Source organism: Glutamicibacter bergerei, from assembly GCF_054495185.1.
Map to the genome: position 1 here is coordinate 2,534,926 of NZ_CM137131.1, position 24,945 is coordinate 2,559,870.

The 24,945-nt window shown below is 56.6% G+C and carries 23 protein-coding genes and 1 tRNA gene; 12 read left to right on the top strand and 12 right to left on the bottom strand.

Features of this window, described 5'->3' with window-relative positions:
* Nucleotides 1–38 precede the first annotated feature (38 nt).
* Entirely contained in the window at nucleotides 39–449 is a 411-nt protein-coding gene (locus ACX5K5_RS11785; RefSeq protein WP_096256956.1) for a hypothetical protein, read from the top strand.
* 66 nt (nucleotides 450–515) lie between these two features.
* Here ACX5K5_RS11785 and ACX5K5_RS11790 read toward each other — a convergent pair whose 3' ends face one another.
* Nucleotides 516–1,673 (bottom strand): cystathionine gamma-synthase, encoded by a 1,158-nt coding sequence (locus ACX5K5_RS11790; RefSeq protein WP_096256957.1) that lies wholly within the window; start codon nucleotides 1,671–1,673, stop codon nucleotides 516–518.
* 27 nt (nucleotides 1,674–1,700) lie between these two features.
* Nucleotides 1,701–3,065, bottom strand: coding sequence for a pyridoxal-phosphate dependent enzyme (locus tag ACX5K5_RS11795; protein ID WP_459174429.1), 1,365 nt, complete (start codon nucleotides 3,063–3,065; stop codon nucleotides 1,701–1,703).
* Between the two features lie 111 nt (nucleotides 3,066–3,176).
* On the opposite strand from ACX5K5_RS11795, the gene ACX5K5_RS11800 reads away from it, so the two are divergent.
* Nucleotides 3,177–4,142, top strand: a complete 966-nt coding sequence (locus tag ACX5K5_RS11800; protein WP_459174430.1) for a DNA-3-methyladenine glycosylase family protein — start codon at nucleotides 3,177–3,179, stop codon at nucleotides 4,140–4,142.
* A 31-nt stretch (nucleotides 4,143–4,173) separates the two neighbouring features.
* Here the strand turns inward: ACX5K5_RS11800 and trxA are convergent, their stop codons facing one another.
* Both trxA and ACX5K5_RS11810 read right to left on the bottom strand, forming a co-directional pair.
* Nucleotides 4,174–4,545 carry a thioredoxin gene (trxA, locus tag ACX5K5_RS11805; protein WP_096257081.1) on the bottom strand — a complete coding sequence of 124 codons (372 nt, stop codon included), beginning with the start codon at nucleotides 4,543–4,545 and terminating at the stop codon, nucleotides 4,174–4,176.
* 141 nt (nucleotides 4,546–4,686) lie between these two features.
* A tRNA-Tyr gene (locus ACX5K5_RS11810) sits at nucleotides 4,687–4,768 on the bottom strand.
* A gap of 165 nt (nucleotides 4,769–4,933) precedes the next feature.
* Between ACX5K5_RS11810 and ACX5K5_RS11815 the strand changes: the two genes are divergently transcribed.
* Nucleotides 4,934–5,422 carry a YajQ family cyclic di-GMP-binding protein gene (locus ACX5K5_RS11815; protein WP_096256959.1) on the top strand — a complete coding sequence of 163 codons (489 nt, stop codon included), beginning with the start codon at nucleotides 4,934–4,936 and terminating at the stop codon, nucleotides 5,420–5,422.
* A gap of 89 nt (nucleotides 5,423–5,511) precedes the next feature.
* On the opposite strand, the gene htpX is transcribed toward ACX5K5_RS11815, so the two are convergent.
* On the bottom strand, nucleotides 5,512–6,375 hold the full coding sequence (gene htpX, locus ACX5K5_RS11820; RefSeq protein ID WP_096256960.1) for a zinc metalloprotease HtpX: 864 nt from the start codon (nucleotides 6,373–6,375) through the stop codon (nucleotides 5,512–5,514).
* Nucleotides 6,376–6,597: 222 nt separating this feature from the next.
* On the opposite strand from htpX, the gene rarD reads away from it, so the two are divergent.
* Nucleotides 6,598–7,536, top strand: a complete 939-nt coding sequence (gene rarD / locus ACX5K5_RS11825; RefSeq protein WP_096256961.1) for an EamA family transporter RarD — start codon at nucleotides 6,598–6,600, stop codon at nucleotides 7,534–7,536.
* 70 nt (nucleotides 7,537–7,606) lie between these two features.
* Here rarD and gabT read toward each other — a convergent pair whose 3' ends face one another.
* From gabT to ACX5K5_RS11840, 3 genes are all read right to left on the bottom strand, one after another.
* On the bottom strand, nucleotides 7,607–8,947 hold the full coding sequence (gabT, locus tag ACX5K5_RS11830; RefSeq protein ID WP_188685129.1) for a 4-aminobutyrate--2-oxoglutarate transaminase: 1,341 nt from the start codon (nucleotides 8,945–8,947) through the stop codon (nucleotides 7,607–7,609).
* 193 nt (nucleotides 8,948–9,140) lie between these two features.
* Nucleotides 9,141–9,281, bottom strand: a complete 141-nt coding sequence (locus tag ACX5K5_RS11835) for a methionine/alanine import family NSS transporter small subunit (protein ID WP_096256963.1) — start codon at nucleotides 9,279–9,281, stop codon at nucleotides 9,141–9,143.
* A gap of 2 nt (nucleotides 9,282–9,283) precedes the next feature.
* The gene (locus tag ACX5K5_RS11840; RefSeq protein ID WP_096256964.1) at nucleotides 9,284–10,882 is read right to left on the bottom strand and encodes a sodium-dependent transporter; all 1,599 of its coding nucleotides are present in this window, start codon (nucleotides 10,880–10,882) and stop codon (nucleotides 9,284–9,286) included.
* Between the two features lie 113 nt (nucleotides 10,883–10,995).
* On the opposite strand from ACX5K5_RS11840, the gene ACX5K5_RS11845 reads away from it, so the two are divergent.
* From ACX5K5_RS11845 to ACX5K5_RS11855, 3 genes are read left to right on the top strand one after another with little or no spacing between them, the layout of a single operon-like run.
* Nucleotides 10,996–12,399 (top strand): PucR family transcriptional regulator, encoded by a 1,404-nt coding sequence (locus ACX5K5_RS11845; protein ID WP_459174431.1) that lies wholly within the window; start codon nucleotides 10,996–10,998, stop codon nucleotides 12,397–12,399.
* 19 nt (nucleotides 12,400–12,418) lie between these two features.
* Nucleotides 12,419–12,853, top strand: a complete 435-nt coding sequence (locus ACX5K5_RS11850) for a hypothetical protein (protein WP_096256966.1) — start codon at nucleotides 12,419–12,421, stop codon at nucleotides 12,851–12,853.
* Complete coding sequence (locus ACX5K5_RS11855) at nucleotides 12,853–13,365, top strand: HIT family protein (RefSeq protein ID WP_096256967.1); 513 nt, start codon at nucleotides 12,853–12,855, stop codon at nucleotides 13,363–13,365. The genes ACX5K5_RS11850 and ACX5K5_RS11855 overlap by 1 nt, the downstream gene beginning before the upstream one ends.
* 63 nt (nucleotides 13,366–13,428) lie before the next feature.
* Here the strand turns inward: ACX5K5_RS11855 and ACX5K5_RS11860 are convergent, their stop codons facing one another.
* Nucleotides 13,429–14,526: a polyprenyl synthetase family protein gene (locus ACX5K5_RS11860; protein WP_096256968.1), complete on the bottom strand. Its 1,098-nt coding sequence runs from the start codon at nucleotides 14,524–14,526 to the stop codon at nucleotides 13,429–13,431.
* A gap of 286 nt (nucleotides 14,527–14,812) precedes the next feature.
* Between ACX5K5_RS11860 and ACX5K5_RS11865 the strand changes: the two genes are divergently transcribed.
* From ACX5K5_RS11865 to ACX5K5_RS11880, 4 genes are all read left to right on the top strand, one after another.
* Complete coding sequence (locus ACX5K5_RS11865; RefSeq protein WP_188685137.1) at nucleotides 14,813–16,150, top strand: isochorismate synthase; 1,338 nt, start codon at nucleotides 14,813–14,815, stop codon at nucleotides 16,148–16,150.
* A 156-nt stretch (nucleotides 16,151–16,306) separates the two neighbouring features.
* Nucleotides 16,307–17,101: an ABC transporter substrate-binding protein gene (locus ACX5K5_RS11870; RefSeq protein WP_459174432.1), complete on the top strand. Its 795-nt coding sequence runs from the start codon at nucleotides 16,307–16,309 to the stop codon at nucleotides 17,099–17,101.
* A 97-nt stretch (nucleotides 17,102–17,198) separates the two neighbouring features.
* Nucleotides 17,199–17,990, top strand: a complete 792-nt coding sequence (locus tag ACX5K5_RS11875; RefSeq protein ID WP_096256971.1) for an amino acid ABC transporter permease — start codon at nucleotides 17,199–17,201, stop codon at nucleotides 17,988–17,990.
* 13 nt (nucleotides 17,991–18,003) lie between these two features.
* Nucleotides 18,004–18,786, top strand: coding sequence for an amino acid ABC transporter ATP-binding protein (locus ACX5K5_RS11880; RefSeq protein WP_443448688.1), 783 nt, complete (start codon nucleotides 18,004–18,006; stop codon nucleotides 18,784–18,786).
* Nucleotides 18,787–18,850: 64 nt separating this feature from the next.
* Here the strand turns inward: ACX5K5_RS11880 and menD are convergent, their stop codons facing one another.
* From menD to ACX5K5_RS11895, 3 genes are all read right to left on the bottom strand, one after another.
* Complete coding sequence (gene menD, locus ACX5K5_RS11885) at nucleotides 18,851–20,548, bottom strand: 2-succinyl-5-enolpyruvyl-6-hydroxy-3-cyclohexene-1-carboxylic-acid synthase (protein WP_459174433.1); 1,698 nt, start codon at nucleotides 20,546–20,548, stop codon at nucleotides 18,851–18,853.
* 132 nt (nucleotides 20,549–20,680) lie between these two features.
* A complete protein-coding gene (locus ACX5K5_RS11890) occupies nucleotides 20,681–22,795 on the bottom strand; it encodes a PhoX family protein (protein ID WP_459174434.1) in 2,115 nt (704 codons plus the stop codon).
* A gap of 111 nt (nucleotides 22,796–22,906) precedes the next feature.
* Nucleotides 22,907–23,914: an o-succinylbenzoate synthase gene (locus ACX5K5_RS11895; protein ID WP_346059283.1), complete on the bottom strand. Its 1,008-nt coding sequence runs from the start codon at nucleotides 23,912–23,914 to the stop codon at nucleotides 22,907–22,909.
* 80 nt (nucleotides 23,915–23,994) lie between these two features.
* Here ACX5K5_RS11895 and ACX5K5_RS11900 point away from each other — a divergent pair, with 80 nt between their 5' ends.
* A complete protein-coding gene (locus ACX5K5_RS11900; protein ID WP_188685147.1) occupies nucleotides 23,995–24,858 on the top strand; it encodes a phosphatase PAP2 family protein in 864 nt (287 codons plus the stop codon).
* Nucleotides 24,859–24,945 lie beyond the last annotated feature (87 nt).

Consider the following 24,945-nt stretch of genomic DNA (forward strand, 5'->3'; position numbering starts at 1 on the left):
GGGCCGTAACACTAGGTCTTGACGCTAGGCTGGGAGACGTGAAAAAGCCCGTAACTCCCCCGCCAAATACCCTGCCAACACCCGGTGCCTTGCGCATTTCGCGGTTCGTTTGGATCTTGGCCGGGGTGCTCTTTTTAGGCTTCGCCGCGAATCTGGCCTTCGATGTCTTCGATGTTCGGCCCTTAGATCTTGGCCCGCTGGCACTAGTAGTGCTCTTGGCCGTGGCCGGAATAACTATCTGTTTCTTAGCCGTACGACTGTGGAAGGGCGAACGCTCCGCACGCGCCCAACTGACTTGGATTGGCTTAATCGCGGCTCTACCCACTTTGCTGCGCATGGGACGGTATTCGATCCTCGCCGCGGTGGTGCTTCTCGCGGTGCTGCTGATGTGGACCCCGGCAAGTATCAAATACTTCAAACTCACCTCACCGAAAACCAGACAAAAATAATTCCGGCGTTAAAAACTGCGGGGCTCGTGAACCAATTGGTTCACGAGCCCCACAGTATTTTATGGCTTACAACGCGCCGAAAGCACGATCCAAGTCATCGATCAGATCTGCAACATCTTCGATTCCTACCGACAGACGAAGCAGGTTTACCGGAACTGCCAGCTCGGTGCCCTTGACCGACGCGTGGGTCATCTCCGATGGGTAGTTCATCAGCGATTCAATTCCGCCGAGGGACTCTGCCAGCGTGAACAGCTTGGTGCTTTCGGCGATCTTACGCGCGGCAGCCTCACCACCGGAGAACTGCACGGAAACCATGCCACCAAAACCACTCATCTGCTTCTTGGCAATGTCGTGACCTGGGTGATCTTCGAAGCCTGGGTAGAGCACGCGCTCAACTTCCTTGCGTTCACGTAGCCAGTGGGCCACCTTTTCAGCGTTTTCGTTGTGTGCGCGCATGCGCACACCCAGAGTCTTCAGACCACGAGTGGTCAAGAAGGCATCCATGGGGCCCGAGACGGCACCTACGGCAAACTGGATGAATCCGATCTTCTCGGCCAGCTCATCATCCTTCACGATGACCGCTCCGCCAACAACATCGGAGTGCCCACCGATGTACTTGGTCGTGGAGTGCACCACGATATCTGCGCCCAGGGTCAACGGCTGCTGTAAGAATGGGCTGGCGAAGGTGTTGTCAACGACCAGCAGTGCGCCTGCGGCGTGCGCGATTTGTGCGACCTTCGCAATGTCGGTGATGGTCATCATTGGGTTTGAAGGAGTCTCAACCCAAACCAGCTTGGCCTTGTTCTTTTCAATTGCAGCGGTTAATGCCTGCTCATTTGACATGTCCACCGGAGTGTTGCCAATGCCCCACGCACCAAGGACGCGGTCAATTAGGCGGAAGGATCCACCGTATGCGTCATTGCCCAAGACAATGTGATCGCCGGGGCGCAGGATTGCACGGATCAGTGAATCTTCGGCGGCCAGACCGGAGCTAAAGGAAAAAGCGTGCTTGCCCAGTTCTGCACCGGCTAGCTGTGCCTGCAGCGAGTCACGGGTCGGGTTGGTTCCGCGGCCGTATTCGTAGCCGTTGCGCAGCTTGCCGATGGCTTCCTGCGCATAAGTGGTGGAGAAATGTACCGGTGGGACGACGGCGCCGGTGTGCGGTTCAAATTCCTGTCCGGCGTGTACGAAACGAGTGTTTGATCCCTGAATGTTTTCGGTCATGACGTTCCTGTCCTGTTGAGTCAATGTTTAGCGGGTTACGTAGGCCAGCAGGTCCGACGCGGTCAGCGCGGCCTGAATTTCGCCACCGTCGGTCAACAAGACCGCCGGGTGCGTGGCAAGTAGTTCCTGGGCACGGTCTAGGCTTTCGCCGACGCCCAGCAGTGGGATGGGAAGCTGTTCGAGCTCAGCTAATGTGCTGGTAGCTTCGGCGCCGGCCAAAAGGGCGTCGGTGAGCGTGGCTGCACCGATCACCGCACGGATCTCTCCGATACGTGCAGGTAACTGCGCGGTGCCAACCACCAGTGCTTCGGCTCCGGACTCGCGCAGCTTCTTTGCGGCTTCGGCCAGGGTAGTTTCTGCGCTCACAGTTGGCTGAGGCTGAGTGGCCAATGCGCGAGCAATTCGCGCCAGCTGCGTGTTTTCTTCTCCGGTGAAGCCTTGAGTCAGCATCCACGAGTCATTAAAAATCTTTGCCAGGTAGCCACGTCCACCGTCGGGAGCAATGACCACCACGACGTCGTCTTCACTCAAGTTTTGAGCCACACGTAGCGCGGCGACAATCGCCATACCCGAAGAACCGCCAAGTAGCAGCCCTTCTTCCTTGGCCAGACGGCGCGTCATCGCGAAGGACTCTGCGTCGTTGACCGGCTCCACCACATCGGGTACGGCCGGATCATAGTTGCCTGGCCACATGTCCTCGCCGACACCTTCGACAAAGTATGGCCGTCCGGTACCGCCGGAGTACACCGAACCGTCTGGGTCTGCGGCAATCACCTTGACCGGGCCGCTGGCTCGGTCAGCAGATATTTGCTTCAGGTAACGTCCGGTGCCGGTGATCGTTCCGCCGGTGCCGGCACCAATTACTACGTGGGTGAGCAAGCCGTCGGTGTCGTTCCAGATTTCTGGGCCGGTTGATTCGAAGTGGCTATCGGGAGCTGCTGGGTTAGAAAATTGGTCTGGCTTGTATGCGCCGTCGATCTCGCGGACCAGCCGGTCCGAGACGCCGTAATAGGATTCTTCAGATTCTGGGGCGACCGCTGTCGGCGTCACCACCACCTCGGCGCCGTAGGCTCGCAAAACATCGCGTTTTTCTTCGCCCACCTTGTCGGGAGTGACAAAAATTGTTTTGTATCCCTTGAGCTGACCCACCATCGCCAGCCCCACACCGGTGTTGCCACTGGTTGGTTCGACGATAGTTCCGCCAGGCTTCAATTCGCCACTTTGTTCGGCACGCTCAACCATCTTCAAGGAAATGCGATCCTTGATAGATCCGCCCGGGTTCAGGTATTCCAGCTTGACCAACACGGTGGCTTTGATACCGTCGGTCACCCGATTGAGTTTGACGAGTGGCGTGTTGCCAATCAGATCTAGAACTGTAGACGCATACTTCATGTCAAGAACTTTACCGGCGCTTGTCACACATGTCGTGGCGGTACGTAGCTTTGCGTCATGCAATAGCGTGAAAGTATGGGAAATGTTAGTGAGCGGAAGGGTTTTGACAGTATGCACTTTGATGCCATGACCGGCTCTTACGACCCGCAGCGTCCGGTAAGTCTGCAGAAGTCGTTAGGGATTTTGCGTCGTGGTCTGGGCGACCCAACGATCCGGCTAACCGAAGCCGAGGCCTGGCTGGCGTTCGCCAGCCCGTTCGGCGATGCCACGTTGCGCATCACTAAACACTCGCTGAACTCTGCCGCACACTGTGAAGCGTGGGGTGCTGGGGCACCCTGGGCCATCAAGCACGCACCGGATCTCCTGGGTGCCTCCGATGATTGGTCTGGCTTTGATGAGCCGGAATTTTTTTCTTCTTTGCCCGAGTTGGTCCGGCATCAACGTGTACTACACCGCGACTTGGTGCTGCCGCGAACCAATAGAATTTTTGACCACGCCGCCGGGGCTATCCTCGAACAACGAGTCACCGGCATCGAAGCGAACTATGCCTGGCGTTGGCTGATCCGGCACCATGGACGTCCTGCTCCGGGGCCGGCACCGCAGGGACTAGCGCTTTTTCCTCGCCCCGAAGAACTTGCAAGGCTCAAAAGGTGGGACTGGCAGGCCGCCCGAGTAGAACAACAACGCGCACAAGCCCTAGGCAGGCTTGCGGTGGCGGCGAGCCGTCTAGAATGGTGGGCTGCCAGAGATCTGAGAGCAGAAAAGCCCCATACTTCAGGCGCAGGAACGATTGAGTCAGCACTGTTATCTTTGCCGGGCGTCGGACCGTGGACTGTGGCAGAAACCTTGCAACGTTCGCATGGTTCACCCGACCATATTTCCGTTGGCGATTACCATCTGGCTGGTTTTGTCGGCCAAGTACTTATTGGGCGTCGGGTTGATGATCTGAAGATGCTTGAGCTTCTTCAGCCTTTTTCGGATCATCGGCAACGGGTGATCCGGCTGTTGCAGCTTTCGGGACAGAAAAAACAAAGCTTCGGGCCACGCTACGCCCCGTTAGATCACCGAGGTCGTTAGCAGCCCGAAGCTATTAATAGTGCTTTGTGTATTACTCCGCCTGTGCAGCTTCCTCGGCGATTTGCGCGTGTACCTCAGACATGTCAATGCCCTTCACCGCGGTGACTAGATCTTCAAGCTGAGCCTGGTTCAAAACACCAGGCTGCGAAAAGACGAGGACCTTTTCACGGAACGCCATCACGGTAGGAATCGAGGTCACGTTAGCTGCTCGTGCCAAACCCTGCTCCGCTTCGGTATCAACCTTGGCGAACACGACATCCTGGAATTTTTCCGAAGTCTGTTCATAAACCGGGGCGAACTGACGGCAAGGACCGCACCACGCTGCCCAGAAATCAACGAGCACAATGTCATTGTCTGCAATCAGCTGGGCGAATTCTGCTTCGCTCACATTTTTAGTTGCCATGCCTACACGGTATCTGAATTTATCCGCAAGTACGTAGCTTGGAGAGATTGGACGCAGTAGCAAAGCACAAAATTCAAGACTTTTAAGTAATGTCTTCGGGATGCAAAAAACTCCCAGATCTTTCGATCTGGGAGTTATCTGTGGCAGATACTGGATTCGAACCAGTGAAGGCGTTGCCAGCTGATTTACAGTCAGCCCCCTTTGGCCACTCGGGTAATCTGCCATGTTTGTTCACGTCGGAACGAGAAATAACTCTACAGGAGTTTTTGTAGCTTGTGAAATCGAGAGGGGCATTTTTGATGTAAGCCTGATCACAGCCGAAATTCTTCTCGCTAAACCGGTAGGCTATGAAGCGAATTGGACCCGTAGAACACCAAGGAGAAATCACATGGCTAGCGATTCCACATTTGATGTTGTCAGCAAGGTAGACAGTCAAGAAGTCGCCAACGCAATGAACCAGGCTCAGAAGGAAATCGTCCAGCGATACGACTTCAAGGGCATCGGCGCAGAAGTTGATTTCAGCGGCGAGAAGATCCTGATGAAGGCGAACTCTGAAGAGCGCGTCAAGGCTGTACTGGATGTCTTCCAGTCCAAGCTGGTCAAGCGCAACATCTCCCTGAAGTCCTTGGACGCCGGCGAGCCTTACGCATCGGGCAAGGAATACCGCATCGAAGCATCCATCGTTGAGGGTATTGCTCAGGATGTTGCCAAGAAGATCAACAAGCTCATTCGTGATGAGGCACCCAAGGGAGTCAAGTCCACCATTCAGGGTGATGAGCTGCGCGTATCATCGAAGTCCCGCGATGACTTGCAGGCCACTATGACGCTGCTTCGTGGTTTCGACGAAGCAGACCTACAGTTTGTGAACTTCCGCTAGACGCACACCGCGTAAGGCTTCTAAGCCACACGCATAAAGGGCGTCGTTGCCACTCTTGGCAACGACGCCCTTTGCTGTTTCACAAGCTATTACTGCCCGCGTGCCATCGCTTGAAGTCGAGCCACCCGGTCATCCATCGACGGGTGTGTGGAGAACATCTGCTTCAGACGCGAACCGAAAGGGTTAGCAATCATCAGGTGTGAGCTGTTGACCAGCTTCTGATCCTGGGGTGCCAGCGGGGCGGCGCTGATGCCCGACTCCAAGCGGCGCAGAGCACTAGCCAGCGCCAGTGGATCACCGGTGAGTTTGGCACCATCTTCGTCCGCGTCGAACTCGCGGGTACGGCTGACTGCCATTTGAATCATCGAGGCGGCCAGCGGGGCCAACAAGGACATAGCAATCAACGCGATGGGATTAACGTTGCGGTTATCGCGTCCACCGAAGAACAACATGAACTGTGCAACAGAGGTGATGACGCCTGCTACCGCGGCGGCCACCGAGGAGGTGAGGATGTCACGGTTATATACGTGCATTAGTTCGTGGCCCAGTACTCCGCGCAGTTCACGCTCATCGAGCAGCTGCAAGATCCCTTCCGTGCAGCAGACCGCGGCGTTTTCCGGGTTTCGGCCGGTGGCAAAAGCATTAGGTGAGGTAGTTGGCGAGACGTAGAGGCGCGGCATCGGCTGTTGCGCATTGATCGACAGCTCACGGACAATGCGGTACATGCCTGGCTGGTCCGCCTCGGTGACCGGATAGGCCTGCATAGAGCGCAGCGCGATCTTATCGCTGTTCCAGTATCCGTAGGCAGTGGTGCCCAGACCGACCAGCGCAAAGATCCAGATAAAGGAACTATTGCCGCTACCGACGGAAATGAGCGAGCCGAGCGCAAGCAACAGGGCAAACATGCCGCCGAGCAATAGCGCAGTCTTAAAACCATTGTTATGTTTATGCACTTAGGTCCACTCCCCGTGTCCGTAATCCCGATACCTTTAGTGTATTTGAACGACCGGCCCGAAAGGTTTGTTCCCCGACGAGTCGCTGCGCGGGCCCTAAGGTGACTACTATCACCTAGTGTGACTGTGAGGCGCTGCGGGACATACGATCAACAGATAATGCGCGGGTCTGCGGATCGCGTGAACTTTTCAAGACATGGCGGAAGAAGACACGAATAACTCATGAGTTCCGGCAGCAATAAACCAGTTCGCTCCGAACATTCCTTGGGCCTGATCCAAGGCACCGCAGCGTACCTCATTTGGGGTTTACTCCCCCTGTACTTCCTGTTCTTACCGCAGATCTCAGCCTTTGAATTTGTTGCTGTGCGGATCGTTTTCTCGCTGATCTTCTGTATGTTGCTGTTGCTAGCCACCAAACAGATTCGTCTGTTCATCAGCATGTTCAGAGACGGCAAAACGGTGGGCAGACTCGGCCTTGCCAGCGTTCTGATTGCGGTGAACTGGACGCTGTACGCCTTTGCGATACTCACCGGCCACGTTTTAGAGGCTTCGTTGGGGTACTTCATTAACCCCATCGTCGCGATTGTCCTGGGCGTGATCGTCTTGAAGGAAAAGCTCAGTCGCCTGCAGTGGCTTTCCTTGGCCGTTGCCGCGCTTGCAGTGATCGTATTGACGGTCGGTTTGGGCCGGGTCCCCTGGATCTCCTTGGGCTTGGCTTTCTCCTTTGGATTCTATGGGCTGGTCAAAAATCAGGTCGGCAAAAGTGGCACCGCGTTGGGTGCGCTCACCATGGAAACGCTACTGCTGACCCCGCTATCACTCATTTTCTTGGGCTGGACGATGTTCCACGGCACCTCGGTGTTTACCTCCGTAGATGTCCCAACCTTTGCCTTGCTCGCCATCAGTGGCATTATCACGGCTGTACCGCTACTGCTCTTTGGCGGAGCGGCCCGTCGTCTTCCACTGAGCACCTTAGGTTCCTTGCAGTTCTTGGCACCGATTATGCAGTTCATCCTGGGCCTACTGGTATTCGGTGAGTCAATGCCGGCGGAGCGTTGGATTGGCTTCGCGCTGGTCTGGGTAGCGGTAGTACTCATTGTTTTGGACATGGTGCGTACCCCACGTGTTGGCCCGGGGCCTGAACCCAAAAAAGTCAGCTGATCAATTCATTCATTAAATAACGCGGGGGCTGGTTCGTTTAGAACCAGCCCCCGAATTATTTACTCAAGAATTAGGCGTGCTTGCGAATCGCCGCTTCAAGAACGTCAAATGCTTCGCTGAGCAGCTCGTCACTGATCACCAATGGTGGCAGTAGGCGCACTACGTTGCCGTAGGTACCGCAGGTGAGGATCAGAACACCTTCTGCGAGGCATTCCTCGGCAATCTTCTTCGTCAGTGCGGCGTCTGGTTCCTTGCCGCCAGCCTTGACGAATTCAATGGCGACCATTGCGCCACGTCCACGGATGTCACCCAGTGCGGAGATTTCCTTTCGGATAACACCAAAGCGAGTGAAGAACTGCTCTTCGATCTGGCGGGCTCGCCCGGCCAGATCCTGCTCTTCCATGAACTTGATGCTCTCTAGCGCTGCAGCCACGGCCACAGGGTTGCCACCGTAGGTGCCGCCCAGTCCGCCACCGTGGACCGAGTCCAATAGTTCGGCGCGACCAATCAGGCCCGACAGCGGCATGCCGCCAGCGATGCCCTTAGCCACGGTCACCAGATCTGGTTCGATACCTTCGATGTCCGAGGCGAACCATGCGCCCGAGCGGGCGAAGCCTGCCTGGACTTCATCTGCAATGAACACGATGCCGTTTTCCTTGGCCCACTCAGCCACGCGTGGCAGGAAGCCGGTGGCGGGAACGATGAAGCCGCCCTCGCCCTGGATCGGTTCGATGATGATCGCGGCGATCTGATCTCCGCCAATCTGCTTCTCCATGGCCAAGATTGCGCGCTCTGCGGCTTCTTTACCTGAGATGTTGGGGTTTTCTTCGCGGTATGGGTAGCTCATTGGCATCCGGTAGATCTCAGGAGCCAGCGGGCCGAAGCCACGCTTGTAGGGGGCGGCCTTGGCGGTCAAGCCCATGGTGAGGTTTGTACGGCCGTGGTAGGCATGGTCAAAGGCCACCACTGCCTGGCGTCCGGTGGCTACGCGAGCAACCTTGATCGCATTTTCTACTGCTTCGGCGCCCGAGTTGAAGAATACTGCGCGCTTTTCAAAGTGGCCCGGAGTGATCGTCGCTAGCTTTTCGGCCAACTCGATGTAATTCTCGTACGGTGCCACCATGAAGCAGGTGTGGGTGAATCGAGCTGCCTGCTCGGCAACAGCCTTGGCTACCGCTGGGTTCGACGCACCGACGGTAGTGACCGCGATACCCGAGCCGAGGTCGATGAGCTGATTTCCGTCCACGTCAACGATGATTCCACCGTCTACATCGGCTGCGTAGACCGGCAGGCTAGAAGCAACGCCGGCTGCGACTGCCTTGGCACGGCGGGCGGCCAGTGCCTGGGACTTTGGACCTGGGAAGGCGCCATTAATCTGGCGCTTCTGCTCGATGCGGTAAGTAACGTCCACCGTGATTCCTTTCAAAAAAATATCCGGCTCTAGTTCGGCCGGTATGACTCTAGATAGAACACTATGGCCGGGATTCGTATCGATCTACCAATACCGGCACAAAAATGAACCACCTTCATAGTGCACTTGCACAAGAAAGGTCTCCGCCCCACGAATCTAGAATTCGCGGGGTGGAGACCAGATGACTTTGTGGTTACTCGTTACCCGTTGGGGCGAGCTCTATATCGTCATCCTGCTTCTCGGGATGGCGGGATAGATTCCACAGGCTTAGCGCCAAGCCGCCCCAAATGGTCAGCATGGAGATGATCATGAAGGTAATTGCGATTCCACTCATGGCTAGTACTCCTTTCCAACTGGGTCTGGCAACTCTTCTGCCTCAACTTTTTGCTGGTGTTCCTCAAATTCTGGATCATTCAGCTTAGACTTCTTGCTCCATGGGACCAAGGACATCAATACCGCGCCAACAATCAGCGCACCAGCCATGCCCCAACCGAAGACACCGTTGAACCAGACCGGGTAGCCCGAGTAAGACTCGGAAATTTTGGTCTGGACTTCATTGATCAACATGTAACCCAGCGCAGCCGGGCCCACACCGCCAACCAGAACCATCCAGCCGGTACCCAACTTGATCGAGCTGTGACGGTTCAGGTGCTTAGCCAAACGCGGCAACATGCCCAGACCGGCACCGAAGACAATCACGATAACCAAGGCGCATGCGAGGATGCCGAACTGGTTCACGAAAGCGTCCATGGTGTCCAGCAGGTAGAGGCCCGTGGTTGTCGGGAAGAGAACCATCGAGATAAACGCCACCGGAACGGTAACCACCAAAGTGGCGGACTTGCGGTTCCAGCCCAACTTGTCCTGGAACGCGGCAACGATTACTTCAAGGATCGAGATCAACGAGGTCAACCCTGCGAAGACCAGCGAGCCGAAGAACAGCACGCCGATGACCGAACCAAATGGTGCGGCCGAGACGATGGTCGGGAAGGCGATAAACGCCAGGCCGATACCACTGGTGGCTACGTCGCCAACGGCAGAGTTCGCGTTGTATGCCATGAAGCCAAGAGCTGCGAAGACACCAATGCCTGCAAGCAATTCGAAGCTGGAGTTAGCGAAAGCTACAACGTAACCCGAACCGGTCAGGTCACTCTTGCGCTTCATGTAGGAGGAGTAAGTGACCATGATGCCGAAGGCTACGGACAGCGAGAAGAAGATGTGACCGAAGGCCGCAGCCCACACACCTGGGTTCTGCAACGCTTCGAAGTTCGGCGTGAAGAATGCGTTCAGGCCGTCAATTGCGCCAGGCAGGAAGACCGACTGAACTACGAGGATCACGAACATCACGATCAGCAACGGCATGAAAATACCGTTGGCACGCGAGATGCCCTTGTTGACGCCTGCCACCATGATGATGATCGCCACGAGCCAGACGCCGAGCATTGGGCCGAAGACGCCACCGACGATATCCAAGGAGACACCGGCCTCCGGGGCAACCTGTAAGAAGTCTTCCATGAAGAAGGTCGCGGCATCGTCGCCCCAAGCCTTCGTGATGGAGAACCAGCAGTACATGGCGGCCCACGCGATAATGGCCGCGTAGTAGATCGCGATAACAAAACAGATTAGTACCTGCCACCAACCAAGCACTTCTGCTTTGCGGTTAGCTCGGCGGTACGCCAGCGGCGCCGAACCGCGGTAGCGGTGGCCGATCGCGTAGTCCAAAAATAGCAGTGGGATACCAGCGCAAAGTATTGCGACAAGGTATGGGATAAGGAATGCGCCGCCGCCGTTTTCGTAGGCGACATAGGGGAAACGCCAGATGTTTCCCAGACCAACGGCTGAACCAATCGCCGAGAGAATAAAAAGCTTGCGCGACGAGAACGTCTCGCGCTTGCCTTCAGCGAGTGGAGCGCCCTTTTTCAAAGATGGAGTGCTCATGGCACTAAACTAGCCTAAATAGTTCACATTATGGGCAATTTTTTGATAACAATGTCCAGTATCTGAACAAGTTAGTTTTTCGGGAACTTTACCGAGCACTCTAGAATTGCCTTATGGCAATCACTTTACGCGCCCTATTGGCTATTGACGAGCTGGACTTACGTCCACTAAACGATCATTCCACAGCCAACAACACCGCAATCACCTGGGGCGCGGTTACCGAACTTCTCAACCCAGCGCATTTTCTCACAGGCCGTGAAATTGTCCTCACCACGGGTGTCCGGCAAAAAACTACTGCAAGTCAACGCGAGTTCGTGAGAACCCTTGCCGAGAACGATGTGGTGGCTTTGGGATTCGGCACCGGGCTGGGACATAAAAATGTTCCAGCCACAATCCTACAGACAGCAAACGAAGTTGGGTTGCCCGTCTTTGAGGTCCCCTACCAAATTCCTTTTGCCGCGATCACCCGGGTGATCGCCGAGGCACTGAATGCCGACCACCTCAAACGCCTCGAACGCCTCCTACGTTCGCACCAGAAACTGACGCGGGCGCTGCTCTCCTCAGATCTGCAAACGATGCTTGGCGAACTAGCGCGAATCCTCAATACCGATGTCGCACTGACCTTATATGGCGAATGCATCAGCGGTGACTTCGATCCACAGCGCGATTGGAATAGTCTGCCGGTAGCCACCGGCATTCGCGATAAATGTGTCTTGCACCTCGCCAAGCCCTATGCGGCAGACCCGCTCGTCGAGTACGCACAGTCATTGATTGGTTTGGAAGTGGCCAATAACGCCCGACTACTTTCCTCTGAACGTCAGTCCAATGGGCAGGTACTAGCGGATCTCGCCGCGGGCACACTCACCGGAGCGGACGCGGCGGTCCGTGTCGGGGCCCTGGGGCTGAACCCAAAGCGCGAGCATGCGGTGATCCTCATCCAGACCACCTCTCAACCAGAACGATTGCACGCCTTGCCGTTGCCGGCCGAGCTCAGCTCACAGGTTTCGGTGATCGTGGAGGATCGCCTAGCGATTATTGTGGCGCACAATCAGCTCCAGGCGTCGGTGGCTCGCTTGGATACATATCTAAACGACGCCGGGATCACCGCTCGGGTAGGTTATGGCGGACGCTATCCAAACACCACCGGCATCCGCTGGAGCTACTTTGAGGCCTTGGAAGCACTGAGTCATGGTGATCGTGTTAATGTTCCAAATAAGTTGTCATTGACCTCGCTCTTGCTTGCCGCACGTGATGTGCCACTCCAAGACCTCGCCGAAGAGGCCTTAGGTCCCATCAGAAAATTTGATGCAACTCACGATTCAGATCTAGAACAAACACTGCGCGAGTACTTAAATCGTGATGGTTCGGTCGGCGCAGTCGCTGAATCATTAGGGTTGCACCGCAATACAGTGCGCTACCGATTGCAACAAATCGCCGAACTGTCCGGATACGATCCGAACATCACCAGTGATCGGGTCCAGCTGTGGATCGCGTTGAGCGCACTTGAACTGGGCTAATTCTCGATAGGATAAAGACATGGCTGACATGTTTCTTGAGAAGTTCCGTTCCCTCGTCCCGAAATACCTTGAGGACAAGTGGAATGAAGCTGACGGGTTGAACGCCGAGGAGCTGGCCGAGGGCCTAGCCCAGTCCGGCGTCTCGATCCCGTTTGTCCTCGAAGAGTTCTACCTCGCGGTAGGTAACAACGAAGACTTCACCGAGGCCTACCACTTCTTCTTTGATCCCGAAGAACTAGAAATTGACGGGGAATACCTGCTCTTCCTAGAAGACGAAGAAGAAAAATACGTGTGGGGTTTCAAAACTTCGCAGCTTTCGGTGCCAGATCCAATCGTTTACCGCCGTAATAACTCGAAGGGAACATGGACCAGCGAAGAAGGCACCTTCAGCGAATTCACCTTTGACATGTTCAGCTGGGTCTTTGAAGAACTAGCAGCTGAACTGGATGACTAGTGCTCCATAGCTCCCACGAACCAACGGACTATCAGTGCCCGTTTTGCGAATTGCTCAACGACCAGCCTTTTAGCCCAGATAATCTGTGCGCGCCAAGCGACCTGATTTATCGCACGCCCTTAGTTGCCGCCATCATGGCTTGTGATGGCTTCGGGAATTATGGCGGTCACGTGATGATCATTCCCACCGCCCATCTGGAGGCGCTCTATGATCTGGATGAGCAAACGGGTTCTGCCATCATGTGGGAAACCAAACGGGTTGCCTTGGCGATGAAGTTGGCGTGGAATCCCGCGGGCACCAGTACCAGACAACACAACGAGCCTGCAGGCAATCAGCATGTCTGGCATTATCACCAGCATGTTTTTCCACGCTACGCAGACGATGAGCTGTACCGCCAGCTACGCCACCGGGTCTCGGTTGAAGACCGCGCACGCAAGGCTCTGGAGCTTCGTAGCGCCTTATTCTCCGCCGAGCACCCCTACCGGCTGACCGACACCGACGTGGTTCGCTAAAAATACTTAAACAAACGCTGCCTGCTCTTCGGAAGAAGAACAGGCAGCGTTGGTGTTTAAAACTTAGGCCTCGCGGGTGACAACCGCATCAGCGAAGGAAATCAGCGCTTGCTTGATAGTTCCTTCGGGTAGCGGCGCAAGAATCTGAATTGCATCATCTGCCCACCGGCGGGCCACGTTCCAGGCTTCCTGAGTTGCCGGGTGCGCGGCTACGGCGGTGACCGCCTGTGCCAATGCTTCATCGGTGCTTAGATCCGCATCGACCAGCTTCACCGCGGCTTGCGCCTGGGTGTCACCGTGCTCGGCTGCCTGACGTAACAGCAGGATCGGGAGGGTCGGGACGCCTTCACGAAGATCGGTTCCGGGGGTTTTGCCCGAATCTGATTCTTCGGAAGCGATATCGATGACGTCATCGGCAACTTGGAAAGCCACACCGACCTTTTCGCCATACTCGCGCAGCACCTCAACAAACTGTGGGCTGCCACCAAACTTGGCGCCGAAGGCTCCGGAGGTTGCCAGCAATGAGGCAGTCTTATCGCTGATCACCTGAATATGGTGGGTGATCGCATCGTCGTTCTCGCGTGGCCCAATCGATTCGTGCAGCTGGCCTAGGCACAACCGCTCGAAGGTTCGTGACTGCCAGCGCACGGCCTCTGGGCCAAGCTCGGATCCGAAGACCGAAGCGCGGGCGAAGATCAAGTCGCCGGCGAGGATCGCCACGGAGTTGCCCCACACCTCGTGGGCGGTGGGTGCCCCGCGACGCATCGGCGCGGAGTCCATCACGTCATCGTGGTAAAGGGTCGCCAGATGGGTCAGTTCGACCACTGCGGCGGCTTTGATCACGTCGTCGTTGATGCCGTCGCCCAAAAGTGCTGTGAGCAGCACCAACAGTGGGCGCACACGCTTTCCGCCGGCCTCGACGAGGTGACGGCTGGTGGCATCAATTAGCGGGTCGGAGTTGGCTATCGCGTCTCGCAGTAGCTTCTCAACTTTGGCCATACCCACGGAGATGGCAGGGCCAAACTCCGGGTCTTCGGCAATCAGCGCGAAGCCCGACGGAAGACTTATGGCCGCAGCAAGTACCGCGGTTTCAGGATTCAGCTCAATCGAGTCGGACACCTCGTGGCCGGCTGCGGTCCAGTTGCTCTTGGAATCAGTCACTGTTTTACGGCTTACTTATCTTTCATCGGGTTGGTCATCGCAAAGAACGAAGACTCCTTGCATGCCAAATGCACGCAAACTTCACTCTAGCCGATGCTTACCACTGAGCGTCTTCGGGCACTCCGCAACCGCCGTTGATGACCGGCGGAGCACCAGAACTGTATTTGTCCCTGAGTTTACCGGTTGATCCATAGTGTGCGACACCGACCCGCTACATCTCACATGGGTGAGCAGCAACACCTAGCGCTGACCAACGCGGGTGCGCCGCGGTAGGCTTAGCCCTATCATGTCTGCCGATTCGACCGCACTCACCCCCACCGCGCACCAATCCCCGGCACCGGCTTTGACCAGTGTCACCTTCAAATTCCAGGATGCCGCGCAGTCACTTATTTCCGACTCCTTAAGACACCACGCGATGGTGTGGACTCGAAATGGAAATGGCCTCGTTGGATTCGGCGTGGCCGCCCAAATCCATACTCAAGGTGAAGAGCGCTTCGCTCAGGCACGGGCGTGGTTCGCGCAGATCATCAAGCTGGCACAAATCACGGACCCGATCACCCGACCGGGCAGTGGACTGGTGGCCTTCGGTTCCTTCGCTTTTTCTTTCACTAGCTCTTTCGCCTCACGTTTGGTGATCCCCGAAGTGGTACTCGGCAAAGATGGCGAGCATGCATGGATTACCGTGACCGGCACGGCCGAGAAGCTTGCCGGGATGCAGTTTGCCGACGCGTTGGCGCTGGCCGAGGTCAAGCTGGCGCAGGCCGCCATTGCGGCCAGCGCTCCGGGTGAAATTGAACTAACCACCGGACAGCTCACCGCAGGTTCCTATTTGGAAGCCGTCACCAAGGCGCTGGGACAGTTTGAAGATCGTGGTATCTCCAAACTGGTCTTGGCGCGCGATATTGTGGCCCGCAGCAGCTCCCCGATTGATCTGGCTTCCGTGTTGCGCACGCTGACCGAGCAGTACGGCAATTGCTGGACCTACGCCGTAGATGGCTTGGTAGGTGCGACCCCTGAAATGCTGGTACGTGTCACCAACGGACTTGCCGAGGCGCGTGTCTTGGCTGGAACCTTGGATCGTGCCACCGCCGGGGCAGACGCTACCGGGTATGCCCACGCGCAGCTCTTCGAAGATCCCAAGCAGCGCCACGAGCATCAGCTGGCCATCGATTCGCTCACCGAATCCCTGAACCCGATCTCGCACGGCATGCAGTCCCCGGAAGAACCTTTCATTTTGCAGCTACCCAATGTCTGGCATCTTGCCAGCGACGTGCGCGCCGAATTGCGCGCGGATGCCGAGGGGCAACTGCCCTCCGCATTGGACGTCGCGGAGATTTTCCATCCAACGGCAGCGGTGTGCGGTACCCCTACTAAGCGGGCCGGGGTGCTTCTTCGTGAACTTGAGGGTCTAGACCGCGGGCCTTACGCGGGTCCGGTGGGTTGGGTAGATAGCCGTGGTGACGGAGAATTCGGCATCGCTTTGCGCGGCGGCATGCTTGAAACCGAGAACATGATGCGGCTCTACGCCGGTTGCGGCATCGTCCCCGGTTCGGTGCCAGAAGCAGAACTTGCCGAATCTTGGGCAAAAATGCGCCCGATGCGTCAAGCCTTACAGGCCGAATAGAGTCTTGTGCATGGTGTTTTTTCACAGATTCTGAGCATAAGTAATACTTACGCTTGAGCCGACTTGTGTGATGGAAATCTCGGTCTAGTGTGTCCGTGGTTATGATTGTGCCTACGCACTGATCCACTCGCATTACCGAAAGTAGGTTCTGATCCTATGCGTCGAATCAAGAAGAACTTCGTCTCAACGCTCGCCGTCTCCTCGGTGGCACTACTAGCACTGACCGCATGCGGCTCCTCGGGCGGAAGCGACAGCTCCTCCGACGAGGCAAGCTCCGGCTTCCCGGTCAACGCCGGAAAGTTCACCGTCTGCTCCGATATTCCTTACGAGCCCTTCGAATTCGTCAAGGACGGCAAGAACGTCGGCTTCGACATGGACATCGCCGCAGAAATCGCCACGGATGCCAAGCTGGAACTTAATGTCATCGATGCTAGCTTCGACTCGATCGAATCCGGCTTGTTCAGCGTCAAGTGCGACGTGGCAATCTCCTCGGTCTCCATCACCGATGCTCGCAAGGCAAAGATGGACTTCTCTACCCCTTACATGGACGATGATCTGGTCTTGATCGCCGCCGACGGGTCCGGAGTTACCGACATCGAGTCCGCCAAGGGCAAGAAGGTCGGCGTTCAGCAGGCAACCACCGGCGAGAAGTACGCCAAGGAACAGGGCCTGAAGGACACCATCGGTTACGAGGATGCGGGCCTCCAGACCCAGGCGCTTCTTGCAGGTCAGGTTGACGCACTACTGGGTAACCAGTCGGTGCTCGGCTACACCATCAAGGACAAGCCAGGCTACAAGGTTGTCGCCGACTTCAAGACCGGCGAGCAGCTAGGCGTCGCGGTTCCAAAGGACAAGTCCGAGACCCTGGACCTCGTCAACGGCACCCTGAAGCGTCTGACCGATGCAGGCACCATGGAAGAACTAACTGTGAAGTGGTTCGGCGAGAAATAATCCTCCGCCACTAACAGTTTTCAAAGCGAGCGGGGCATAGGCCGCAAACCAACGGTGTTGGGCCTATCCCCGCTCCCTTTATGAGAGGTAATTCAGCATGGCAATGACCACCAGTCAGCGCGCCCGCATGAGCAAGACCATCCAAATAGGCATTTTTGTCATCGCCATCGTTGCCGTCATCGCAGCCGTGGACTGGGATAAGACGGCGTACGCCTTCTTCTCCTTCGACAAATTGGGACCGATGTTCCCAGACATGATCCTCATCGGTCTAAAGAACACCATTTTCTACACCATAATCTCCTTTGCTTTCGGCCTCGTTCTGGGTTTGATTTTGGCATTGATGAAGATGGCGTCTTTCGCACCCTACCGTTGGTTTGCCACGGCATTTATTGAATTCTTCCGCGGTATTCCGGCCATTCTGGTGCTGTTGGCCTTCGGTTTTGGTCTACCTCAGGCATTCGGAACTAACTGGCCACAGCCGGTCAACGTGATGTTCGCGTTGGGTCTGGTCTCGTCGGCATATATCGCAGAAACCCTGCGTGCAGGTTTGCAGGCAGTGCCTAAGGGGCAGACTGAAGCTGCTCGGTCCCTGGGTATGCCAGCATGGCGGGCCATGGTCACCATCGTGATCCCGCAAGCCTTCAAGATTGTGCTGCCACCGATGACCAACGAAATTATCCTGCTGACCAAGGACACCTCCTTGGCGTTCATTCTCGGTGCATCATTCGCCCAGTACGAGATGACCAAGTTTGGTCGCGACGGCATTTCATCGCTTGACGCCGGTATCACCCCGCTGGTTGTCGCAGGCCTGTTCTACCTGGTTATCACCATTCCGTTGAGCCTGGTTGCCCGTAAACTTGAGTCACGCAGCGCGCGGACCCAGCGATAGTTAGGAATAGAGAATGACGACTCCAAACAATGAGCTTCGGGTCAAAGCCTCCGGCGTAGACATTGCCGGACTGCGCAAGTCCTACGGCTCAAATGAGGTCCTCAAGGGCATCGATCTGACCGTCAAACCAGGCCAAGTGGTCTGTTTGATTGGCCCCTCAGGTTCGGGCAAGTCAACGTTGCTTCGTTGCGTCAACCTGCTCGAACAGCCTAATGGTGGAACCATCCACGTAGCCGGCTTCGAAACCACCGATCCGGAGGTGAACCTGGATAAGATGCGCCAAAATGTAGGCATGGTGTTCCAGCAGTTCAACCTCTTCCCACACCTGACCGTGCTGGAAAACTGCACGGTGGCACAACTCAAGGTGCTCAAGCGCAGCAAGAAGGACGCCGAAAAGACGGCTCGGGAAAATCTGGAGCGGGTAGGCCTGGGTGACTTTGGAGGCCGCTATCCAGACCAGCTCTCCGGCGGTCAGCAGCAACGTGTTGCTATTGCCCGCGCGCTGTCGATGGAACCAACACTGATGCTCTTTGATGAGCCCACCAGCGCCTTGGATCCAGAAACCGTCGGTGAGGTACTTTCAATTATGAAGAACCTCGCAAAATCCGGCATGACCATGCTTGTGGTCACCCACGAGATGAGCTTCGCCAAGGAAGTTGCAGACCGTGTGGTCTTCATGGACGGTGGCGTAGTGGTGGAAGAAGGCAAAGCTGTGGAAGTTATTGGCAACCCGCAGCAGCCGCGTACGCAGGACTTCTTGCGACGCGTCCTTGATCCAACGCACGTGGATATCTAAGCTCTAGAAACTATCAAAAGCTGTGGCGTGGAATCGGTGTTTACCGATTCCACGCCACAGTTTTTTATGCTCCCGCCGGCCAGCGCAGCTCCGCGATGCGACTGATCAGTTCTAGGTTCATTTCACGCAGCGTGCTGCGGTCCGCGGTGATTTCGATTAGTCGCAGTTTCCCCGGCTTGGGGGCACGTAGCACTTGGCGCAATTCCGCTTGGGTACTTGCTTGTTGATAGTCCCAACCGTAGGCGATTGCCAGCGGCTGCAATTGAACGTTCTGCGGGGTGGCGAAGAGCCGTTCAACAGCTTGCCCATAACGCCCGGACTCCGCGACCTGCCCATGTTCCAAGGTGGAGAAGATGGCTCCCCCACCATCGTTATAGACCACCACGTCCAGATCTGGAGCCGGCTCCGCCGGAGTCCAGAGCATCGCACTGGCATCATGCAGGAAGGTAATGTCCCCCATGATGCTCACCGTTGGTTTCCCGGTGGCCAGCGCCAGTCCTAAGCCCGTAGAAATGGTTCCATCGATACCGGCCAGCCCCCGGTTAGCAAAGACCTGCCCTGAAGCGGCCGCAGCAGGGGCAGCACAAAGGTCAAAATCCCTGATGATATTAGACGAGCCCAACAACAGCGGCCCGTTCACGGTGCTCCACACAGTCTGAGCAACGCTTGGCCCGGTGAGTTGCTCACTGCCATACAGTTCTTCGCAGACGGCGAGCGCTTGGGCGTCAAGTTCCTGCCAGCTGCGCAGCCAATGCTCTGGTGCTTTGCCGGCAAAGCTGAGCAGCTCTGTGGGAGTGCTAATTATTCTTTCGCGGCGACGGCCAGGCTCATACCAGGACACCGGAGTTGGTTGCCAGATAGCGGTAGTCACTGCCGGGTCAGCCAGCAGTCTGCCGACCGGCCGGCTTAGTGTGGGGCGTCCAAATAGTACTACCCGCTCGATTTGTGCTGCCCCCACTGCGAGCAAGGGGCGGTAATGCCCGATGGCGTGGGCAGAGAAGCGCGCGTTGGAAGATGGTTCGGCAAAAAGTGGAAGTCCGAGCTGTCGCGCAAAGGCCTGCGCTTCGCCGCCCGTGTCATGCCCGGCTACCACCACGGTACGTCGCTCTTCGAGCCCCTCAGGTACGGACCAGTTGACCGGCTGCGCAGACTGTTGCCACAACGCAGCGTCTAGTTCGGTCCAGCGTTGGTTTGCCACGGTATCTGTCGGCCCTGGGGTCAGCGGGTCACGGAACTGTAAGTTGAGCTGTACCGGACCGCCTGGGCGTGTTGCCGACCCGGCAAGGGCTGAGAGTGCTTCGGTCAGTGCTTGGCTCGGGTCTGCCCCGGCGGGAACGTTGAGCACTGTACGCACATGAGTACCAAAAAGTTGTTTCTGGTCGGTGCTTTGGCTCGCCCCGGTTCCTAACAATTCGTCGGGACGATCTGCAGAGAGCACCAGCAGCGGTGTTGCGGTGTGGTTCGCTTCCATGATGGCAGGTAACAACTCACCTATGGCGGTGCCCGACGTCGCGATAAGCGCCACCGGGGTCTGTGAACCTTGGCTGAGCCCTAAGGCGAGGAAACCGGCGGAGCGTTCATCGATACGTACATGAATGCGTAGCACTCCGGTGGCTTCAGCCTCGGCCGCGGCGTAAGCCAGTGGTGCGCTGCGTGAACCTGGTGAAAGTACAATCTCGCGCACCCCTGCAACGATGAGCCCTGCCAATACTTGGCGGGCCGTATCGATTGCTGGTTGTCCGTCCTCGTGCCGTGCACTCACGCCGTGCTTCACCCCTGAAGTATCCCTTGAAAGTATCGGTTCAAGTCTATGCCGAAGGTGACAGACAAAAACCCCGGTGCGGGAACTCAAGATGTTCTTGAGTTCCTGCACCGGGGTCTAGAAGGGCGTTATCTAGTCTTTGTTCTTGCCGTTGCCCTTGCCATTGCCGTTGTTTCCGTTGTTGCCCTTGCCCTGTTTGAAGACCTGGACCACGGATGGGCGTGGGCCGTAGAACTGGCCTTTACCCGCAGACTGTGGCGACTTGATGAAGTCTGGGAAGAGTGATGCTGGCTGGGCAAAGCTTCCGCCTTCACCCGGGTGCTGGACCGAGACAAAGACCGAGTTGTCTTTATCGTGTACCACTGGACCGCAGGTTTCTGCGCCGGTTGGAACGGCGAGGAACTGCTCAACACGTCCGCGGTCTTTGCCGTGCAGGCTGACCTTGTGCAAAGCGTCAGACAGACCAATGACTCCGGGAGCACCATCGGTGGAGATCCACAGGTTACCTGCCGAATCAAAGGCCAGGTTATCTGGGCACGAGATTGGAGATACCTTGTCGGTGGGGTAACCGGAGAAGTAGGTGGAGTCATTTACTCGTGGGTCTCCGGCAACAAGCAAGATATTCCAGGTGAATCGGGTGCTTGTCGCGTCATTGCCGGCCTCGGTCATTTCCAGTACGTGACCATCGCGGTTGGCGATACGTGGGTTCTGCTCTGTGGCGCCTTCCTTGCCGGCCTTGCCACGGTCGGTGTTGTTGGTCAGTGCGACGTAGACCTTGCCCGAGACCGGGCTTGGTTCAACATCCTCTGGACGGTCCATCTTGGTGGCGCCAGCTTTATCTGCTGCCAAGCGGGTGTAGACCAGGACTTCGTCAACACTCATTCCTGCGACCATGGATTTTCCGTTGCGTACCAGTGGTAACCACTGTCCGGTGCCATCAAATGCACCGTCAGAAGGAACCTGGCCACTTCCGTCAAATTCGGATGCCGGTGAGTTTCCGGCGAACTTGGCAACATATAGGTCACCCTCGTTGAGCAGGGTCATATTGTGCCGGCGATCGTTCTTCCGGTAGGTATCCTTCGAAATGAACTTGTAGATGTATTCGAATCGCGAGTCATCACCCGAGTACGCCACTGCCTTGCCGTTTTTGGCAATGCGTACGGTCGCGCCTTCGTGCTTAAATCGGCCCAGGCTCGTGTGCTTAACCGGGGTAGAATCCGAATTCTGCGGGTCAATTTCGACAATCCAGCCGAAACGGTTCGCTTCATTCTCGTAGCCTGCATGGTTCAAACCAAAGCGTGGGTCGGTTAGTTCCCAGCCTCGGTCTGTTGCCCCGGTACCGATGCCGTAGCGTGCTTCTTCAGCGGTTCCACGGCCTTGGAAGTACTGATCAAAGTTTTCTTCACCGGAAAGTACTGTTCCCCAGGGGGTGGTACCGCCGGCGCAGTTATTCAAGGTACCCAAGACAAGCTTGCCCGTAGGGTCTGCAACCGTCTTGAGCAGGTCGCTTCCTGCGGCCGGCCCATCAACGGCAAACGGGGTGCTTGCCGTGATACGGCGGTTACGTTCGCCGCCCACTACATAGGTCCACCGCTGATCATGCTTTTTGCGTTTGATCTCAACCACGCTCAAGCCGTGGGAGTTCATGGCGATACGGCGAGCTTCATCGGTGTTTGCGGCAAACCACGCTGCATCAAACATCATGTCTTCATTTGAATACTCGTGGTTAGCTACCAACACCCCGGTGCGTCCGGAGTACTTGTCGGCAATGATGTCCAGGTAATCACAGTTGTAACCAAACTGCATTGCCTGCGACTTCGCCGACTGCTCCTTCGAATCAAATTCCGGGCTGTTAGCAAATAGTGGATCTCCCCACCGAATAATTGCGTGCCAGTCATAACCTTCTGGGACGCTCATATTGTCCACGGAACGTGAAACCGGGTCGATAGCGTCAAACTTCAGGTGACCACCCCTGCCGCGGCCGGTGTCTACCAATGGTGCTGCTACAGCGTTCGGAGCACCGAACAACTGTGGGCCGATGACCAGTGCCGAGGCGCCAACCGCACCAAGTCCCAGCACGTTTCGACGAGATAGTGCCTGATCTGCGACATCCTTGAAGTAGCTATTACCCGAGGTATTGCACTCTGGTTTGACGCAAGCATCACCACATTTGAAGTGGCAGGTAGCTGCGGAGCGTCCGCCGCGGGTGTGGCCCAGCATTGGCAACAAGGTACGGATGGGATTCATAACTGCGGCACTTCCTCATTCTTTAGCTCACGTTCAGGGGAACGAACGAATTGAGCTTGTCATTGGGAAATGAGCCAACGTCGACGTGCAGGTTAACTTGAGGTAAACACCTTAATTGTGACTTTCGGGGGCCATCAATTGTTCGTAGCACTCTCTGACCCGCTGCTCCCACCAGGTCCTGCGTTCGGTAGTAACGCTCAAGGTACGCAACTTGTCTTCGTCTGGAGCTACCCGGCGTACCGGAAGCTGTCCGGCGGTGGCCAGCAGCGGTGTTGCGGTGACATCTTCGGCAAATAACGATCCGGTGGCAAGCCCACATGCGTACGGTAGCTGCGGCACCGCCGAGGCGAGGGCGGCTGCCTGCGCTAAACCTACCGAGGTATCTAAGGCGCTGGAAACGACAACATCTAATCCGGACTGCGCGGCGATGTCGAGGACCGCTTGGATCCCACCCAGTGGCTGTGCTTTGATCACCATCAGATCAGCTGCCCCCAGCCGGGCTACTTCTAATGGATCAGAATGTTTGCGTACCGCTTCATCTGCCGCAATTTTTAGCTCAACCCCGTGGGAGCGCAGCCGCTCACGGACCCGCGCCAAGCCAACAATGCCATGCACAGGCTGCTCGGCATACTGCAGGTCGAATTCAGAAAGCTTCAGCAATGCGCTTACCGCCTCGTCGATTCCCCAGCCGGTGTTTGCGTCCACGCGTAGCGCAGCGTCTGGGAACAGTCGCCGGGTCTCTGCCACCCGAGCGATATCGTCGTCAAGATGTTGTCCCTTTTCGGCGACCTTAATTTTGATGGTGTGCGGTGCATCGTAATTCGCTAGGACACCGGCGATCTGGTTCGCCCGCACCGCAGGCAGTGTGGCGTTCACCGGGATACTGGTGCGCAGGGGCGTGGGAAAGTCCGTGTAGGCGGCTTCAATGCCAGCTGCGAGCCAGCGGGAGGCTTCGGCTGGGCCGTATTCAAGAAAGGCCGAGAATTCACCCCACCCGGCAGGACCGTGAATGAGTAGCGCTTCGCGTTCGGTGACACCACGAAACTTCACCCTCATGGGTAAGCGCACTACATGCGCGTTGGCTATCAGTTCTTCCACCGGTGGCAAAGCAAAGTTCATACCCTAAGCCTAGCTATAGTGTCTAGGCTTACAGACCCGGTTCATAGGGCACCTACACCAAAATGTGACATTCTAGAGTCATGAGTCCGCGGTCAATTCTAAGCTCCCCACGCCACCTGAGCTGGTGGTGGGCTTTGCCGTTGCTCGCCGGGCTTTTTGTCGTCGAGTACCTGTTCTTTGTCCAGCTTCGTTCTGGACAATGGGCTGACCAAGCGGCTTTTGTTGGCTGGACGCAATGGTGGCCACGAACAAAAATACTGGATCCAATGCGTGAATTCTTGGATCTTTTACCCTGGATTTGTGCTGGAATGTCCGGCATTTTCTTGCTCTATCGAGTGATTCGCGACCGTAGTTTCTTACGTGCCGCACTCGCCGTGGCCGCGGTAGCTGCCGCGTTGCTCAGTACTCAGCTACTTAAACACTTATTGTTAGAACGCCCCGATTTTAACTTCGGTACCGTGGGCAACTCTTTCCCTTCCGGACACACCACCGTGGCTGCGGCGTCCATGGGACTGATGTACCTGATTTCGCCGCCAAAACTGCGCCCAGTGGTGCAACCTATTGCCTGGATCTTTGCCACCGTGACCGGATTGGCAACGCTCGTTTGTGGTTGGCACCGTCCCAGTGACATCGCCGGCGGCTTTATGATTGCCGCCTTCTGGCTGGTCTTGGTCAGTGCGATCTTGCAACGTATCCAGCCGTTGGGTCCAGTGGTTCGGGAGTCCGGCTGGTCTAGGAAGACTGGTGCCACGTGTCTGGTTCTCTGGGTGTTGGTCTTGGCAGCTTCGATGTGGCTACCGCATCCACATATCCAGCGTATCCCGGATATTTTGTTGATCACCTATGCGGTGCTCGGCTTGGTTCATGTGACAGTGGCTTCGCTCATTGCCAGCCTGTGTTTGCGTTCGGTGGTTACCGGGCCCATGCGGAAGCCTCAGGTGTAGTCCTTAGAGTCTGCCTGCCTTGAGGTCTTAGACAACGGATGCCGCATCTTGCCGCTACGGCACGGCAATCCGCCGGCATTGAGCCCT

Bases quoted from the DNA above. Each gene is read 5' to 3' on its own strand.
- trxA (WP_096257081.1), bottom strand. From the start codon at position 4,545: ATGGCAACTAAAAATGTGAGCGAAGCAGAATTCGCCCAGCTGATTGCA.
- ACX5K5_RS11835 (WP_096256963.1), bottom strand. From the start codon at position 9,281: ATGAGTGGAATCGCAATTACCTTCATGATCATCTCCATGCTGACCATT.
- ACX5K5_RS11895 (WP_346059283.1), bottom strand. From the start codon at position 23,914: ATGAACTTTGCTTTGCCACCGGTGGAAGAACTGATAGCCAACGCGCAT.
- ACX5K5_RS11880 (WP_443448688.1), top strand. From the start codon at position 18,004: ATGACGACTCCAAACAATGAGCTTCGGGTCAAAGCCTCCGGCGTAGAC.
- ACX5K5_RS11815 (WP_096256959.1), top strand. From the start codon at position 4,934: ATGGCTAGCGATTCCACATTTGATGTTGTCAGCAAGGTAGACAGTCAA.
- rarD (WP_096256961.1), top strand. From the start codon at position 6,598: ATGAGTTCCGGCAGCAATAAACCAGTTCGCTCCGAACATTCCTTGGGC.
- ACX5K5_RS11795 (WP_459174429.1), bottom strand. From the start codon at position 3,065: ATGAAGTATGCGTCTACAGTTCTAGATCTGATTGGCAACACGCCACTC.
- ACX5K5_RS11865 (WP_188685137.1), top strand. From the start codon at position 14,813: ATGTCTGCCGATTCGACCGCACTCACCCCCACCGCGCACCAATCCCCG.
- ACX5K5_RS11845 (WP_459174431.1), top strand. From the start codon at position 10,996: ATGGCAATCACTTTACGCGCCCTATTGGCTATTGACGAGCTGGACTTA.
- ACX5K5_RS11800 (WP_459174430.1), top strand. From the start codon at position 3,177: ATGCACTTTGATGCCATGACCGGCTCTTACGACCCGCAGCGTCCGGTA.
- ACX5K5_RS11900 (WP_188685147.1), top strand. From the start codon at position 23,995: ATGAGTCCGCGGTCAATTCTAAGCTCCCCACGCCACCTGAGCTGGTGG.
- ACX5K5_RS11840 (WP_096256964.1), bottom strand. From the start codon at position 10,882: ATGAGCACTCCATCTTTGAAAAAGGGCGCTCCACTCGCTGAAGGCAAG.
- ACX5K5_RS11790 (WP_096256957.1), bottom strand. From the start codon at position 1,673: ATGACCGAAAACATTCAGGGATCAAACACTCGTTTCGTACACGCCGGA.
- ACX5K5_RS11870 (WP_459174432.1), top strand. From the start codon at position 16,307: ATGCGTCGAATCAAGAAGAACTTCGTCTCAACGCTCGCCGTCTCCTCG.
- ACX5K5_RS11890 (WP_459174434.1), bottom strand. From the start codon at position 22,795: ATGAATCCCATCCGTACCTTGTTGCCAATGCTGGGCCACACCCGCGGC.
- ACX5K5_RS11875 (WP_096256971.1), top strand. From the start codon at position 17,199: ATGGCAATGACCACCAGTCAGCGCGCCCGCATGAGCAAGACCATCCAA.
- ACX5K5_RS11850 (WP_096256966.1), top strand. From the start codon at position 12,419: ATGGCTGACATGTTTCTTGAGAAGTTCCGTTCCCTCGTCCCGAAATAC.